This is a genomic window from Micromonospora sp. WMMD998 (genome assembly GCF_029581235.1).
Classification (GTDB): domain Bacteria; phylum Actinomycetota; class Actinomycetes; order Mycobacteriales; family Micromonosporaceae; genus Micromonospora.
In genome coordinates, this window is the sequence record NZ_CP120740.1 from 2,403,248 (window position 1) to 2,418,308 (window position 15,061).

Consider the following 15,061-nt stretch of genomic DNA (forward strand, 5'->3'; position numbering starts at 1 on the left):
CCCCCGCTTAACGCATTCTGCATAACAGGGGGCCCCGCTTAACACGCCTGCCGCCGTGGCTCGCCGAAATAGGCGGTCGAGGGGCGGGCCGGATCCTAGGGTGGCGGTCATGATCGATTCTGGGGAGCGCGACCGCCTGGGCCGCCGGGTGACCCTGCGCCCGGTCAGCGACGACAACTGGCGGCCGGTGGCCGACGTGGCCCCGCGCGACGACCAGCGTGTAGGGGGCTACTTTGTGCGCGGCGCCAACGAGGGCTCGGACGAGGGCTGACCCGCCTCCGGCACGGCCACGTGCAGGCGGAGCTGGGGGACCAGCATGTCGTCCACGTCCAGCGCCCGGGTCGCGCCGTCCGGCTCCCAGCCGGTCGAGCCGAGGAACCCGCGGGTCGCCGCGTCCGCGTCGAACGCCCACGCCACCGCCCGGGTGAAACCGTCCTCCCGCCAGTGCTCGACCGCGGCGGCGAGCAGCCGGCTGCCGTGCCCGCGCCGACCCCATCGCGGCTCGACCAGCAGGTCGGTCACCGCCGCCAGGCCCGGGGTGAGCGCGTCGGCCGGCTCCCCGGGAGCCAGCGCCTCGGCATCGGCCGGACCCGAGGCGGCGAACCCCACCAGATAGGATTGGGCCGCCTGTTCGACGGCGACCAGCACCCGGTGCGCGCCGGAGGGCGGCTCCTGCACCGCCGCGCCCCACCGGCGGGCGAGGTACGCCTCGTCCAGGTTGTCGAGCACGTGTCGGGGCAGGATCCGGCGGTACGCGACCCGCCAGGTCGCGAGCTGGATGCGTGCGATTTCGGCGACGTCCTCGGGACGCGCGGGGCGGACGTAGCCTTCAGCCATGGCACGTGAGCCTACGCAGGGCGAGGAGGGTGACGGTGGCGCAGGGTGCCGGCCGCACGGCCGTGCAGGTCGCCGCCGTGGCGGCGCTCGCCGCGGCGGTCACCGTGTTCCTCGCCGTGGCCGCCGTCCGGCACGGCTTCTTCGACCTGCGGGTCTACTACGGCGCGCTCACCTACTGGGCACGTGACGGCGGCGAGATCTACGACTTCCTGAAGGCCGGCACCCAGTACGGCTTCACCTACCCGCCGTTCGCGGCGCTCGTCATGCTGCCGATGGCGTACCTGCCGTGGGGCGCGGCGATCGTGGTGAGCGTGGCGGCGACGGTGGCGGTCAGCGCCGTGGTGATCTGGTGGCTGCTGGACCCGGTCGCCCGCCGCTCCGGCTGGACCCGGTGGTTCGCCCTCGCGGTCGCGCTCTGCCTGGCCGCCGCGTACGAGCCGATGCGCGAGACGGTCAACTTCGGCCAGGTCAACATGCTGCTGCTGTTCCTGGTGGCGGTGGACCTGCTGCGGCTGCTGCCCGCGGGCAACCGCTGGGCCGGTGTCGGCATCGGCGTGGCCACCGCGATCAAGCTGACCCCGGGCATCTTCGTCGTCTATCTGCTGGTCACCGGTCGCTGGCGGGCCGCCGCCACCGCGATCGGCTCGGCCGCCGTCGCCACGCTGCTGGCCGCCGGCCTCTTCCCGGACGCGTCCCGGGAGTTCTGGACCGAGGCGCTGTGGAACACCGACCGGGTCGGTGAGTTGGCGTTCGTCTCCAACCAGTCGCTGCGCGGGGTGGTGGCCCGGCTCGACCCGGAGCACCCGAGCACCCTGGCCTGGCTGGTGCTCGTGCTGGTCACCCTGGCGGTCTGGGGTTGGCGCTGCCGACGGGCGGTGGCCGTCGGCGACGAGGCCACCGGCCTGGCCCTGACCGGCGCCGTGATGTGCCTGGTCAGCCCGGTGACCTGGGTCCACCACCTGGTCTGGCTGCTGCCGGGCCTGATCCTGCTCGTCGACAACGGCATGGCGGCGTCCGCCCGGGGGCGCCGCCGCCGCGTGCTGCTGGCCGCCGCGCTGATCGGGTACGCGCTGCTGTGCAGCCGGATCGTCTGGGCCTGGGAGAAGGACTTCACCGGCGTGGACGGCTTCCTCGGCAGCAACACCTACGTCTGGATCAGCCTGGCGCTGCTGCTCAGCCTGCCGATCCGCCGCTGGGCGACACCGACCGGCGGCGGCGGGCCGGCCGGGTCGGTGGGTCCGGCGGGGTCAGCCGTCGAGCCGGGCGGTGTAGCGCAGCTCGCGGAGCAGGACCGGGGCGCGCCCGCCGTGCAGCGGCACCGGATAGGCGGTCTCCTCCCCGTCCGGTGAGTGCCCGGCCCGCTCGTAGAACCGGCGGGCCCGGGCGTTGTCGGCGAGCACCCAGAGCCGATACTCGCGCCAGCCCCGCTCGACCAGGCCGGCCCGGGCCGCCGCGAGCAGCGCCGGGCCGATGCCCGAACCCCAGAACGCCGGTTCCAGATAGATGGCCAGCAGTTCGCCGTACGCCGGGTCGAGGTCGCCGCGGTCCTGGTTGTTCCGGTACGGCCCGAACGTGGCGAAGCCGGTGACCACGCCGTCGTCCTCGGCGACGAGCGTGGTGAACGGGTGCTCCGGGTCGGCGGTGCCGAGGTCGCGGCGGCGTTGCGCCCAGGCGGCCGGGTTCAGCCGGCGCAGCACCTCCGCCGGCATGATCCCGGCGTACCCGGCCCGCCACCCGTGGACGTGCACCCGGGCGATCGACTCGGCGTCGTCCGGTTCCTCCCGGCGGATGATGGGCACCTGTCCGTTGTATGCCTCGGCGGGCGATCGGTCCAGCCGCCGCACCCGACGACACGTCCCGCTCGGTGCGTCGCCGCGACCGGGAGGTGTCGTGTCGGTGGGCTGGATTAGGGTCGCGGCGATGGCCGTACCGGAATCGCTCTCGCTCGCCCAGGCCCGCCGGGTCGCCCTGGCCGCCCAGGGCTTCGCCGACCCGGCGCCCACCGGCGTGCCCACCCGCCGCCACCTGCGCCGGGTGCTCGGCCGGGTCGGGTTGATCCAGATGGACTCGGTGAACGTGCTGCAACGCGCGCACTACCTGCCGCTCTACAGCCGGCTCGGGCCCTACCCGACCGCCCTGCTCGACACCGCGGCCTACCGCCGTCCCCGCGAGCTGTTCGAATACTGGGCGCACGAGGCGTCGCTGGTCCCGGTCGAGCTGCACCCGGCGCTGCGCTGGCGGATGGCCAAGGCGCGCGACGACGCCTGGGGCGGCATGCGCCGGATCGCCCAGGAGCAGCCCGGGCTGGTGGCGTGGGTACGCGACGAGGTGGCCGCCCGCGGCCCGCTCACCGCGGCCGAGATCGAGCACGACGCCCCCCGCGAGACCGGCAACTGGGGCTGGAACTGGTCGACCGTGAAGCGGGCGCTGGAGTTCCTGTTCTGGGCCGGCGAGGTCACCGCCGCGGACCGCACCAGCTCGTTCGCCCGCCGCTACGACCTGCCCGAGCGGGTGCTGCCGGCGGCCGTGCTGGACGCGCCCACCCCGACCGACGCGCAGGCGCACCGCACGCTGGTGGCGATCGCGGCCCGGTCGCTCGGCGTCGCCGCCGAGCCGGAGCTGCGTGACTACTTCCGGCTGCCGGTGGCCGGCGCCCGGGCGGCGGTCGCCGAGCTGGTCGAGGCGGGCGAGCTGATCCCGGTCACGGTGCCGGGCTGGCGACTGCCGGCCTACCTGCACGCCGAGGCCCGGCTGCCCCGCTGGGTCCGGGGCAACACCCTGGTCAGCCCGTTCGACCCGCTGGTCTGGGAGCGGGCCCGGGCCGAGCGCCTCTTCGGGTTCACCTACCGCATCGAGATCTACGTGCCGGCGCCGCAGCGGGTGCACGGCTACTACGTGCTGCCGTTCCGGCAGGGCGAGCGCTTCACCGCCCGGGTCGACCTCAAAGCCGACCGGAAGGCCGGTGTGCTGCTGGTGCCGGCCGCCTGGGTCGAGCCGGGCGCCGACCCGGGGGAGACGGCGGTGGCGCTCGCCGCCGAGCTCTACCGGCTCGCCGGGTGGCTCGGCCTGGACGCGGTCGCCCCGCCGGCCGCCGGCGATCTGGCCGCACCGCTGGCCGCCGCGCTGGTGGGCGTGGCCGGTGTACGGTGAGCGCGTGACAAGCGTCGACCGGCCCGCCACCGCGCCCGACCTCCACCGGGAGTCGTCCCCGCACGCCGAGTCGTCCCCGCACGCCGAGTCGTCCCCGCACGGTGGTCCGTCCCCGCACGGTGAGCCGTACGGGCCTGGCGAGGGGCATGGGGCGGTGTGGCCGGCGGGGGTGGCCTACCAGCCGGTCGAGCCCGACCGGTTCACCCGGATGGTGCTGCGCCTGCACGCCCGCGCCCCGCGCTGGGCGGTGCCGCTGGCCGCGCTGGGCTGCGTCGGCCTCGGCATGACGTACGCGCTGATCAGCGATCCCACCGTGAGCGACCCGGACGCCCGGCCGACCTGCCTGCTCAAGCTCACCACCGGGCTGGACTGCCCGGGCTGCGGCGGCACCCGCGCGCTGTGGTACGTGCTGCACGGCGACCTGCCGGCGGCGGCCCGGCACCACTTCCTCTTCGTCTTCGCGTTGCCGTTCCTGGCCTGGCTCTTCGTCGCCTGGGCCGGCAACCGGGCGTTCGGCTGGCGACTGCCGGAGCCGCAGTTCAGCCCGAAGGTGATCGGCGGTTTCCTGGCCGCCTGGGCGGCCTTCTCGGTGGTCCGCAACCTGCCCTGGGCCCCGTTCCCCTCGCTCTACGTCTGACCGCTCGCCGGCGCGGCTGCCCCGGCCCGGGTAGGCGGATGACGTACTGCTGGTGGCCCTTTCGAGGTGAGTCGTCGGTGATGTGTCGCGACCTCGTCGTCGCGCGAACCGCCTCGCAGCCGTCGTCCTGCGCGCCCTGTCATCGGGCCCCCGGTTCACCATCCGATCCGTGCCGCCATCATCCCGGTCTGCGCTGTCGGCTACGGCGAGTGTGCGGATGGTGTGGCCGGGCAGCGAGATCTTGGCGAGTCGTCGCTTGCGTGCGAGCAGGAATCGTCAAATCGCCGCAAGCCGGAGTAAACGTCCACCTTTCGAGAATGATGTTCCACTATGTGAAATCGACGGAGATCTTGGAACGAAATGGCCCCTCCAGGGGCCGATTCTTTCCAAGATCTCTCCGAGCCGAGCCGAGCCGAGCCGAGCCGAGCCGAGCGCGGGGACACTGTGAGAGCTTGGACACCTGTGGGCTGAGCAGGTCGGCCGCGTGCCCGATTTCCGCGTTGGGGGCGGGCCAACTACAGTCCTCGGCATGCCGGAGATGGTGCAGCCCCAGGTCAAGCTGATCGCGTGGACGCAGTTCCAGGCGCCGGACGAGGTGCCGTGGTCGACCGACGCCGACGGCGGGCAGGCGCTCGCCGAGTTCGCCGGCCGGGCCTGCTACCAGAGCTGGAAGAAGCCGAACCCGGCCACCGCGACGAACGCCGGCTACCTGGCGCACATCCTCGACGTCGGCCACCTGAGCGTGCTGGAGCACGGCTCGGTGAGCTTCTACTTCAGCGGCGTCTCCCGGTCGTTCACGCACGAGCTGATCCGGCACCGGCACTTCTCCTACTCGCAGCTCTCCCAGCGCTACGTGCCGGAGCGGGACGCGGCGATGGTGGAGCCGGCGGTGATCGCCGAGGACCCGGAGCTGCACAAGCGGTTCGTCGAGGCGTCCGAGGCGGCGGTGCGGGCGTACACCGATCTGCTGGAAGGGTTGGAGGCCCGCTTCACCGACGAGCCCAACCCGACGTTGCGCCGCAAGCAGGCCCGGCAGGCGGCCCGGGCGGTGCTGCCGAACGCGACCGAGACCCGGATCGTGGTGACCGGCAACTACCGCGCCTGGCGGCACTTCGTGAAGATGCGCGCCACCGAGCACGCGGACGTGGAGATCCGCGAGTTGGCCGTGGAGTGCCTGCGTCAGCTCAAGGGCGTCGCGCCGAACGTGTTCGCCGACTTCGTGATCTCGACGCTGCCGGACGGCACCGAGGTGGCGGCGTCGCCGCACGCCGAGTGACTCGTCACCCTTCGCCGCCGGGCCACCGGTGGTCGTCCGCTAGGTTGTGAACATGACGCACGACCACTCCGCCGCCCCGCACCCGGGGGCGTCGCGCCCGTTCGGACGGGTGATCACGGCCATGGTGACGCCGTTCACCCGCGACGGCGCGCTCGACCTGGACGGCGCCACCCGACTGGCCCGCTATCTCGTCGACGAGCAGGGCAACGACGCGCTGGTGCTCAACGGCACCACGGGCGAGTCGCCGACCACCACCGACGCGGAGAAGGAGACGCTGGTCCGCGCCGTGGTCGAGGCGGTCGGTGACCGGGCCCGGATCGTCGCCGGGGTGGGCACCAACGACACCCGGCACACGGTCGAGCTGGCCGCGCAGGCGGAGAAGGCCGGCGCGCACGGCCTGCTCGTGGTCACGCCCTACTACAACAAGCCGCCGCAGGCCGGGCTGCTGCACCACTTCACCACCGTCGCGGACGCCACCGGGCTGCCGGTCATGCTCTACGACATCCCGCACCGCTCCGGCGTGGCGATCGCCACCGAGACGCTCGTCAAGCTCGCCGAGCACGGCCGGATCGTCGCGGTCAAGGACGCCAAGGGCGACCTGACGGCGACCTCGGAGGTGCTCAGCCGCACGGGCCTCGCGTTCTACAGCGGTGAGGACGCGCTCACCCTGCCGTCGCTGTCGGTCGGCGCGGTCGGCGTGGTCGGCACCTCGACGCACTTCACCGGCGCGCTGACCAAGCAGTTGATCGAGGCGTTCGTGGCCGGCGACCACGCCGGCGCGCTCGCGCTGCACCGGCGGCTGTTGCCGCTCTACACAGGTATCTTCCGCACCCAGGGCACGATCCTGGTCAAGGCCGGCCTCGCGGCCCAGGGCCTGCCGGCCGGCCCGGTGCGACCGCCGCTGGTGGAGGCCACCGGCGACGAACTGGCCCGGCTGCGCGCCGACTGCGCCGCCGCGGGCCTGCCCCTGCCCGAATGATTCAACGACACGACGGACGCCGTGCGACGGCGTCGCAGAATGAGGTGACGCGTGACCGAGGCGCACATCGAGGGTGAGTTGCCCCCGCCGCTGCCGGAGGGCGGCCTGCGGATCATCCCGCTCGGCGGACTCGGCGCCATCGGCCGGAACATGACCGTCTTCGAGTTCGACGGCAAGCTGCTGATCGTCGACTGCGGGGTGCTCTTCCCCGACGTCGAGCAGCCGGGCGTGGACCTGATCCTGCCCGACTTCGGCCCGATCCTGGACCGGCTGGCCGACGTGCAGGCGATCGTGCTCACCCACGGCCACGAGGACCACATCGGCGCGGTGCCGTACCTGCTCGCCCACAAACCCGACATCCCGCTCGTCGGCTCGCAGTTCACGCTGGCGCTCGTCGAGGCGAAACTGGCCGAGCGGCGGATCCAGCCCTACACGCTCACCGTCCGGGAGGGCGGCCGGGAACGGCTCGGCCCGTTCGAGTGCGAGTTCTTCGCGGTGAACCACTCGATCCCGGACGCGCTCGCGGTGGCCATCCGCACCCCGGCCGGCCTGGTGCTGCACACCGGCGACTTCAAGATGGACCAGCTCCCACTGGACGGGCGGATCACCGACCTGGCCGGCTTCGCCCGGCTCGGCGCCGAGGGCGTCGACCTGCTGCTGTCCGACTCCACGAACGCGGAGATCCCCGGGTTCGTCACGCCGGAGCGGGAGATCGGGCCGGTGCTCGACTCGATCTTCGCGAAGGCGAAGGGGCGGATCATCGTCGCCTCGTTCGCCTCGCACGTGCACCGGGTGCAGCAGGTCTTCGACTCGGCGGCCGAGCACGGCCGCAAGGTGGCGCTGATCGGCCGGTCCATGGTCCGCAACATGGGCATCGCCCGTGACCTGGGTCTGCTCAACATCCCGGCCGGTCTGGTGGTGGGGATCGAGGAGGCCACCAACCTGCCGCCCGAGCAGATCGTGCTGATGTCCACCGGTTCGCAGGGCGAGCCGATGAGCGCGCTGGGCCGGATGGCGAGCGGCGACCACCGGCACATCACCATCGCGCCGGGCGACACCGTGGTGCTCGCGTCGTCGCTGGTGCCCGGCAACGAGACCTCGGTCTACCGGGTGATCAACCGGCTGGCCCGGGCCGGCGCCGTGGTGGTGCACAAGGACGTGGCCAAGGTGCACGTCTCCGGTCACGCCCCCGCCGGCGAGCTGCTCTACCTGCTCAACGTGGTGCGGCCGAGCAACCTGATGCCGGTGCACGGCGAGTGGCGGCACCTGCGGGCGCACGCCCGGCTCGGCATCGAGTCCGGCGTCGCGCCGGACCGGGTGGTGCTCTGCGAGGACGGCGACGTGGTCGACCTGGTGGAGGGCCGGGCCAGCCTGGTCGGGCGGGTGAAGAGCCGGTACGTCTACGTCGACGGCCTCGCCGTCGGCGACGTCAGCGAGTCGTTGCTGACCGAGCGCCGGATCCTCGGCGACGGCGGGTTCATCGCCACCACCGTGGTCGTCGACTCGGTCACCGGCAAGGTGGTCGCCGGCCCGACCGTCTCGGCGAAGGGCTTCTCCGAGGACCCGGCCGCGTTCAACCCGGTGGTGCCGCTTGTCACCGAGGCGCTGAACCGGGCCGCCGCGGACGGCATCACCGACCCGCACCAGCTCCAGCAGATCGTCCGCCGGACGGTGGGACGCTGGGTGAACGACGCGTACCGCCGCCGTCCGATGATCGTCCCGACCGTCGTCGAGGTCTGACCCGACCGCTTCGCGCGCCGGCCCACCGTCCGCGGTGGGCCGGCGTCGTCGCGTTCCGGGTACGCCTCGACACGCCGCGTCGAAACCCCGCGCCGCGGTTCATCCGATCGGCGTCCGTCTCCGTACTCCCGGTCGTCCGGCGTGCCCCCCGCGCCGGGCGGGAGGAGCGTGGCGGATGGACCGCAGACGGATGACAGCCATCGGCGTACTGGTGGCGGCGGCCGGACTGGCGGCGGCGGTGACCCTGCCGTCGTTCGCCGGTGAGGGACCCCGGCGGTCCGCCCCGACCGCCGACGGCGTCGCCCCGGAGGTGCTGGACGCGCTGGGCCGCGACCTCTCGCTCACCCGCGACCAGGCGGTACGCCGGCTGCGCACGGAACGCTGGGCCGCCGGCACGGTCACCAGGCTGCGCGCCGAACTCGGCGCCGACTACGGCGGTAGCTGGCTCAGCGCCGACGGTGCCACGCTCACCGTGGCGGTGGCCGACCCGGCGCGGGCGGCGCGCGTCACGGCGGCCGGCGCGGTGCCGAAGCCCGTCGCGCGCGGCGTCGCCGAACTGGACGCGGTGAAGACCCGGCTCGACCGGGCCGGCGTCGACGCCGGCCCGGACATCGCGGGCTGGTACGTCGACGTGGCGACCAACTCCGTGGTGGTGGTCGCCCGGCCCGGCGCGGAGGCCGCCGGTCGCCGGTTCGCCGCCGCCGGCGGGACGGGCGCGGTCCGGGTGCGGACCGCCGACGAGGCTCCCCGCCCGCTGTTCGACGTCCGGGGTGGCGACGCCTTCTTCATCAACAACGCCGGCCGCTGCTCGGTCGGCTTCTCGGTGGTCGGCGGGTTCGTCACCGCCGGGCACTGCGGCCGGCCGGGCGACCGCACCACCGGGTCCAACCGGGTCGCCCAGGGCACGTTCTCCGCGTCCTCGTTCCCCGGTGACGACTGGGCCGTGGTCGAGGTCAACGGCGACTGGACGCCGCAGGGCGTGGTGAACGACTTCAACGGCGGCACGGTGCCGGTGAACGGCTCCACCGAGGCCCCGGTCGGCGCGTCGATCTGCCGCTCCGGCTCCACCACCGGCACCCGGTGCGGCGTGGTCCAGGCGAAGAACGCCACGGTCAACTATCCGGAGGGGACGGTCACCGGGCTGACCCGCACCGACGTCTGCGCCGAGCCGGGCGACTCCGGCGGCGCGTGGCTCTCCGGCGACCAGGCCCAGGGCGTCACCTCCGGCGGCTCCGGCGACTGCACCCGCGGCGGGGTCACGTTCTTCCAGCCGGTCAACGAGATCCTCCAACGCAACAACCTGACCCTGGTCACCGCCGGCGGCCAACAGGATCCCGCGGAACCGCCGGCCGGTGGCGGCGAGACGGCCCCGCCGGCCAGCGCGCCGCCCACGGAACCGCCGGCCGACGACACCGGGTGCACCGGCCAGGTGAGCCGGACCGGCCGGATCGCCGCCGGGCGTACCCAGGTGCAGCCGGACGGCCGTTTCTTCCGGGTGGCCGGCGGCGCCCAGGAGGCGTGCGTGGCCGTGCCGGACGGCGCCCGGGTGGTGCTGGAGCTGCAACGCTTCACCGGCGGCGCGTTCCGCACCGTGGCCCGCGCCGGCAACGCCGACGGCCCGGCCCGGCTGACCGCCGCCACCCCGGCCGGCGCCTACCGCTACCGGGTCGTCGGGCTGGTCGGCTCCGGCGAGTACACGCTGGCGTTCTCCGCCCGCTGACCGCCGGCCCCGAGACCGCGGCCCCCGACCCGCCACCGCCCGGTGGGTCGGGGGTCGCGCCGTGTCGGCGCCGCGTCCGGCTCAGCCCAGCGCGGCGACCGCCTCGGCGTACGCCGTTCCGGTGCGGACCGCGGCGGCCACCAGCACGGCGAGCTGGGTGGGGGCCACCCCGCAGGACAGGTCGGTGGTGACGCCCGCGGCCAGCACCAGCGTCCCGTCGCCGGGCTCGTGCACGTAGGCCGCGGGGCAGCAGCCGGTCGTGATTCCAGGCGTTGCAGAACGCGAGCGCCTCGGCGCGGCGGCCGGTCGGCAACCGGCGGGCCGCCACCACCCGGGCGTGCAGCACGTCACCGCGCCGACCGAGCCGGCGGAACTGGATCGTCGCCTCGCCCCACCGCCCGACGAGCGTGCCGTCCGGCTCCACCGTGTAGGTGTCGCCCCGGGCATCGAGCGCGGCGGTGAGCAGCGCCGCGTCGAGCGGGGCCGGCTCCTCCGGGGCGGGCGGGCCGGGTTCGGCCGGGTCGACCGCCGGCTCGTCGTCGAACTCGCTCTCGGCGGCCAGCGACACCGGCCCGGCGAGCGGCCGTTCGGCCAGCCAGGAGGCGATCCGCCCGGACTGGTGCCCGGTGCCGTTGCGGGCGTCGAAGCTCCCGGCCAGCGCGGTCGCCAGCGCCTGGAGTTGCGCGCCGAGCGTGGCCACGTCCACCTCGGCCGCCGGCCGGGAACCGTGCCCGGGGCGATGGACCCGCCGGCCACCGAGGCCGGCCTCCGCGGCCAGCCCGCAGAGCAACGCGCCCGCCGCGGCGAACTCCATCGCGGACAGGTCGTCCACCGCCCGGTCCAGGCGGGGCAACTGCACGGTCAGCACCTCCAGCCCGCGGTGCGGATACCCGCCCAGCGCGCAGAACCGCAGGTGCGAGGCGAGCAGCGGAAACGCCGCCCGCTCCCGGCCGTGCCGGCGGTAGGCGCGCACGTGCGCCCGGGCCGCCTCCGCCACCGCGCCGGTGCGCAGCCACGGGAGCATCCCGGCGGCCAGCGAACGTTCGGGCTGGTCGGTGCAGCCCGGCACGTCGACCGGCCCCGGCCCGAGCGCCGCGAGCGCCGCCTCCGGCTCGCCCCAGCCGGCCAGCAGCTCGGCCCGCCGGGCCGGGGCGCAACCCGGGCAGCCGCCCACCGGGTCCGCCGGATCGGCGGCCGTCCAGCGGGCGTACGCGGCCCGGGCTGCCGGTTCGTCGCCGAGGTGGTCGGCGAGCCGGCAGCGCAGTTCGGCGACCGGCCCGGCGTCCGGACCCATCTCCTCGGCGAGCGTGTCCAGCAGGGACCGGGCCTGGTCCAGTCCCACCCGGGGGGTGCCGAAGAGCGCCTCCACCGCCTGCCGCTGATGCCGGCGCAGCCGGACCACCTCGTCGGGGTGGGCGTCGAGCAGCCCCGGATGCCGGGCCAGGGTGGCCCGCAGGCGGCGCACCGGTTCCACCGTCCGCCACCGCTCGCCCAGGTACAGGTACGCCTCGACAAGCGCGAACCGCGCCGACAGGGCGGTACGCGGGTCGCCGGTGGCATCGGCCCGGACGGCGATCCGCTCCAGTTCGGCGCGGCGCTGCTCGCCGTCGGGCCGGTCCCGGGCGTCGGCGAGCGCGGCGGCCAGCCCCCGGTCGCGGGGCGGAGTCACCGGACCGACCCGCCGGGCAGGTCGGCGACGGCGTCGGCGAGCTGGCAGCCGGTGGTGACGCCGCCGTCGACCAGCCGGTCGAGCTGGTGCGGGGTCACCCCGCGCTCCAGGTCGGTGGTGACCTCGCCGCAGACCTGGGCCACCCCACCGTCGTCGACGTGCACGTACGCCTTGGGCCAGAGCCGGTCGTGGTTCCAGGTGTTGCAGAACTCGTGCAGCTCGGGCACCCGTTCGATGCCGAACCGGGGCGCGGCGACGGTGCGCACCTGGAGCAGTTCCCCGGCCGTGCCCCGGCGGTGGAACCAGATCAGGTGCCGTTCCCAGCGGCCGACGAGCGCGCCGTCGGGTTCCTGCGCCACCGCGTACCCCCGGTGGGCCAGCACGGCGGCGATCAGCGCGCCGGTCAACGGTCGCAGCGCCTGCGGGTGTCCGGCCAGCGGACCGTCCGGACCGTCCTCGATCTCCGGCGACGCCATCGGGCATCCCTTCTGAGGCGAATAACACAAACGACGGTCCGACCGTGCGGTGACACGCGGACACGACCCGGAAAAGCGGCGTTTCGCCGGGTGCCGCCGTTACCGTGACTCTATGGCGGGCCGTACCTCTCAGGCGAGCCGGCGACGCGGCGCGTCGCCACGAGGCTCCACGAACAACCGTGCCCGCCAACCGGCGAAGAAGGCGGCGCGCAAGCCCGTCCGGCGTCGACCGGCGCCGGGGCCCAGTCCGGCCGCGTTCGTCGGCCGGGCCGTCAACGCCATGTTCATGGGGCTGGCGCACTCGGTCGGCTGGGGCTTCCGGGCCGTCGGCCGGCAGGCCGCGTCCACCCGGGAGCTCGACCCGGAGCACCGTCGCGACGGCGCCGGCCTGCTGCTGTTCGGCCTGGCCATCCTCGCCGCGGTGGGCATCTGGGGTGGCGGCGCGGGGCCGGTGGGCCGGCACCTGGCCGACACCGTGCGTCTCTTCGTCGGGGCGATCTCGATCGTGCTGCCGGTGCTGTTCATGGTCGGCGCGTGGCGGCTGATGCGCACCCCGGTCGACCCGGAGCACCGCGGTCGCGGCCTGGTCGGCTGGGGTTCGATGCTGCTTGCCACCGCCGCGATGCTGCACATCGGGCAGAACCCGGTCGACGAGGTCCAGCGCGACTACGCCGGCGGCCTGATCGGCGCCGGGGTGGGCGACCTGCTGAAGTCGGCGGTGACCGCCTGGGTGGCGATGCCGCTGCTGCTCCTGCTGCTGGTGTTCGGCCTGCTCGTGGTCACCGCGACCCCGATCAACCGGATCCCGGAGCGGCTCGGCCTGCGCGCCGACCCGGACGCGCCCGAGGACGTCGAGGAGGAGCGGGACGAGGTCGAGGCGCCGCCGAAGCCGGCGCGCAAGCGGCCGGCGAAGCGGCTCCCGCCGCCGGCGGACCCGCTGGACCCGGACGACGAGCTGGCCGGCGTCGACCTCCAGGAAACCATCGTGCTGCCGCGCAAGATGCCCAAGGTGCCGGCGAACCGCAAGCCGGCCGAGCCGCCGGAGCACTCGCCGCTGCCCACCCGCGCCGAGCAGCTCGCGCTCACCGGCCTGGCCGGGGACTACACGCTTCCGCCGGCCAACATGCTCGGCAACGGGGCCGCCCCGAAGACCCGGAGCAAGGCCAACGACGAGGTGATCGCGGCACTGACCGGCGTGTTCGACCAGTTCGGCGTGGACGCCGAGGTCACCGGCTTCACCCGCGGCCCGACCGTCACCCGCTACGAGGTCGAGCTGGGTCCGGGCGTCAAGGTCGAGCGGATCACCCAGCTCTCCCGCAACATCGCGTACGCGGTGAAGTCGCCGGACGTGCGGATCCTCAGCCCGATCCCGGGCAAGAGCGCGGTCGGCGTGGAGATCCCGAACACCGATCCGGAGAACGTGTCGCTCGGCGACGTCCTGCGCTCGCGCGCCGCCACAAGCGACCACCACCCGATGGTGGTGGCGCTCGGCAAGGACATCGAGGGCGGCTACGTGGTGGCCAACCTCGCGAAGATGCCTCACATTCTGATCGCGGGCGCCACCGGGGCCGGGAAATCGAGTTGCCTGAATAGTCTGCTTGTGTCCATTTTGACCAGGGCGACGCCGGACGAGGTGCGGCTGCTGCTGATCGACCCGAAGCGGGTCGAGATGACCGGCTACGAGGGCATCCCGCACCTGGTCACGCCGATCGTGACCAACCCGAAGAAGGCGGCCGACTCGCTGGAGTGGGTCGTCCGCGAGATGGACATGCGCTACGACGACCTCGCCGCCAACGGGGTCCGGCACATCGACGACTTCAACCGCAAGGTGCGCAACGGCGAGATCACGGCGCCGCCGGGCAGCGAGCGGGAGATGCGGCCCTACCCCTACCTGCTGGTGATCGTGGACGAGCTGGCCGACCTGATGATGGTCGCGCCGCGCGACGTGGAGGACTCCGTCGTCCGGATCACCCAGCTCGCCCGCGCCGCCGGCATCCACCTGGTGCTGGCCACCCAGCGACCCTCGGTGGACGTGGTCACCGGCCTGATCAAGGCCAACGTGCCGTCCCGGCTCGCGTTCGCCACCTCGTCGCTCGCCGACTCCCGGGTCATCCTCGACCAGCCCGGCGCGGAGAAGCTGCTCGGCCGCGGCGACGGCCTGTTCCTGCCGATGGGCGCGTCGAAGCCGGTGCGGATCCAGGGCGCCTGGGTGACCGAGCGCGAGATCGCCGACGTGGTCAAGTTCTGCAAGGACCAGCGCGAGCCGGAGTTCCGCCCGGACGTGCTGGCCCCGGCGCAGGACACCAAGAAGAAGATCGACGAGGACATCGGCGACGACCTCGACCTGCTGGTGCAGGCCATCGAGCTGGTGGTCACCTCGCAGTTCGGCTCGACGTCGATGCTCCAGCGCAAGCTGCGGGTCGGCTTCGCCAAGGCGGGCCGGCTGATGGACCTGATGGAGACCCGGGGCGTGGTCGGCCCGTCCGAGGGCTCCAAGGCCCGTGACGTGCTGGTCAAGCCGGACGAGTTGGAAGAGGTGCTGGCCGGCCTGCGCGGCGGCGGGGAATAGGCCCGGCC

The 15,061-nt window shown here is 74.1% G+C and carries 12 protein-coding genes and 1 pseudogene; 9 read left to right on the forward strand and 4 right to left on the reverse strand.

All coding sequences use genetic code 11. From position 1 onward, the window contains the following. The first annotated feature begins 109 nt into the window (after positions 1-109). Positions 110-271 carry a hypothetical protein gene (locus O7619_RS11410; RefSeq protein WP_282287518.1) on the forward strand — a complete coding sequence of 54 codons (162 nt, stop codon included), beginning with the start codon at positions 110-112 and terminating at the stop codon, positions 269-271. Here the strand turns inward: O7619_RS11410 and O7619_RS11415 are convergent. Next, the gene (locus tag O7619_RS11415; protein WP_282287519.1) at positions 229-837 is read right to left on the reverse strand and encodes a GNAT family N-acetyltransferase; all 609 of its coding nucleotides are present in this window, start codon (positions 835-837) and stop codon (positions 229-231) included. The two genes, O7619_RS11410 and O7619_RS11415, sit on opposite strands and share 43 nt — an antisense overlap. Positions 838-872: 35 nt before the next feature. Between O7619_RS11415 and O7619_RS11420 the strand changes: the two genes are divergently transcribed. Beyond that, positions 873-2,186 carry a glycosyltransferase 87 family protein gene (locus O7619_RS11420; protein ID WP_282287520.1) on the forward strand — a complete coding sequence of 438 codons (1,314 nt, stop codon included), beginning with the start codon at positions 873-875 and terminating at the stop codon, positions 2,184-2,186. Here the strand turns inward: O7619_RS11420 and O7619_RS11425 are convergent. Beyond that, positions 2,085-2,636 (reverse strand): GNAT family N-acetyltransferase, encoded by a 552-nt coding sequence (locus O7619_RS11425; RefSeq protein ID WP_282287521.1) that lies wholly within the window; start codon positions 2,634-2,636, stop codon positions 2,085-2,087. The genes O7619_RS11420 and O7619_RS11425 overlap by 102 nt on opposite strands. A 121-nt stretch (positions 2,637-2,757) precedes the next feature. Between O7619_RS11425 and O7619_RS11430 the strand changes: the two genes are divergently transcribed. From O7619_RS11430 to O7619_RS11455, 6 genes are all read left to right on the forward strand, one after another. Beyond that, on the forward strand, positions 2,758-3,987 hold the full coding sequence (locus O7619_RS11430; RefSeq protein WP_282287522.1) for a crosslink repair DNA glycosylase YcaQ family protein: 1,230 nt from the start codon (positions 2,758-2,760) through the stop codon (positions 3,985-3,987). Continuing rightward, on the forward strand, positions 3,977-4,624 hold the full coding sequence (locus O7619_RS11435) for a DUF2752 domain-containing protein (RefSeq protein ID WP_282287524.1): 648 nt from the start codon (positions 3,977-3,979) through the stop codon (positions 4,622-4,624). The genes O7619_RS11430 and O7619_RS11435 overlap by 11 nt, the downstream gene beginning before the upstream one ends. A gap of 538 nt (positions 4,625-5,162) precedes the next feature. Then, positions 5,163-5,900, forward strand: a complete 738-nt coding sequence (thyX, locus tag O7619_RS11440; protein ID WP_282288783.1) for an FAD-dependent thymidylate synthase — start codon at positions 5,163-5,165, stop codon at positions 5,898-5,900. A 52-nt stretch (positions 5,901-5,952) separates the two neighbouring features. Continuing rightward, complete coding sequence (dapA, locus tag O7619_RS11445) at positions 5,953-6,879, forward strand: 4-hydroxy-tetrahydrodipicolinate synthase (RefSeq protein WP_282287526.1); 927 nt, start codon at positions 5,953-5,955, stop codon at positions 6,877-6,879. 51 nt (positions 6,880-6,930) lie between these two features. Next, on the forward strand, positions 6,931-8,619 hold the full coding sequence (locus O7619_RS11450) for a ribonuclease J (RefSeq protein WP_281584366.1): 1,689 nt from the start codon (positions 6,931-6,933) through the stop codon (positions 8,617-8,619). A 175-nt stretch (positions 8,620-8,794) separates the two neighbouring features. Next, positions 8,795-10,339 carry a S1 family peptidase gene (locus O7619_RS11455; protein WP_282287529.1) on the forward strand — a complete coding sequence of 515 codons (1,545 nt, stop codon included), beginning with the start codon at positions 8,795-8,797 and terminating at the stop codon, positions 10,337-10,339. 81 nt (positions 10,340-10,420) lie between these two features. Here the strand turns inward: O7619_RS11455 and O7619_RS11460 are convergent. Both O7619_RS11460 and O7619_RS11465 read right to left on the reverse strand, forming a co-directional pair. After that, a pseudogene (locus tag O7619_RS11460) lies at positions 10,421-12,008 on the reverse strand (YbjN domain-containing protein). Further along, the gene (locus O7619_RS11465) at positions 12,005-12,484 is read right to left on the reverse strand and encodes a YbjN domain-containing protein (protein ID WP_282287532.1); all 480 of its coding nucleotides are present in this window, start codon (positions 12,482-12,484) and stop codon (positions 12,005-12,007) included. Before O7619_RS11465 ends, O7619_RS11460 begins: the two are co-directional and overlap by 4 nt. Positions 12,485-12,596: 112 nt before the next feature. On the opposite strand from O7619_RS11465, the gene O7619_RS11470 reads away from it, so the two are divergent. Next, complete coding sequence (locus tag O7619_RS11470; protein WP_282287533.1) at positions 12,597-15,053, forward strand: DNA translocase FtsK; 2,457 nt, start codon at positions 12,597-12,599, stop codon at positions 15,051-15,053. The last annotated feature ends 8 nt before the right edge of the window (positions 15,054-15,061 follow it).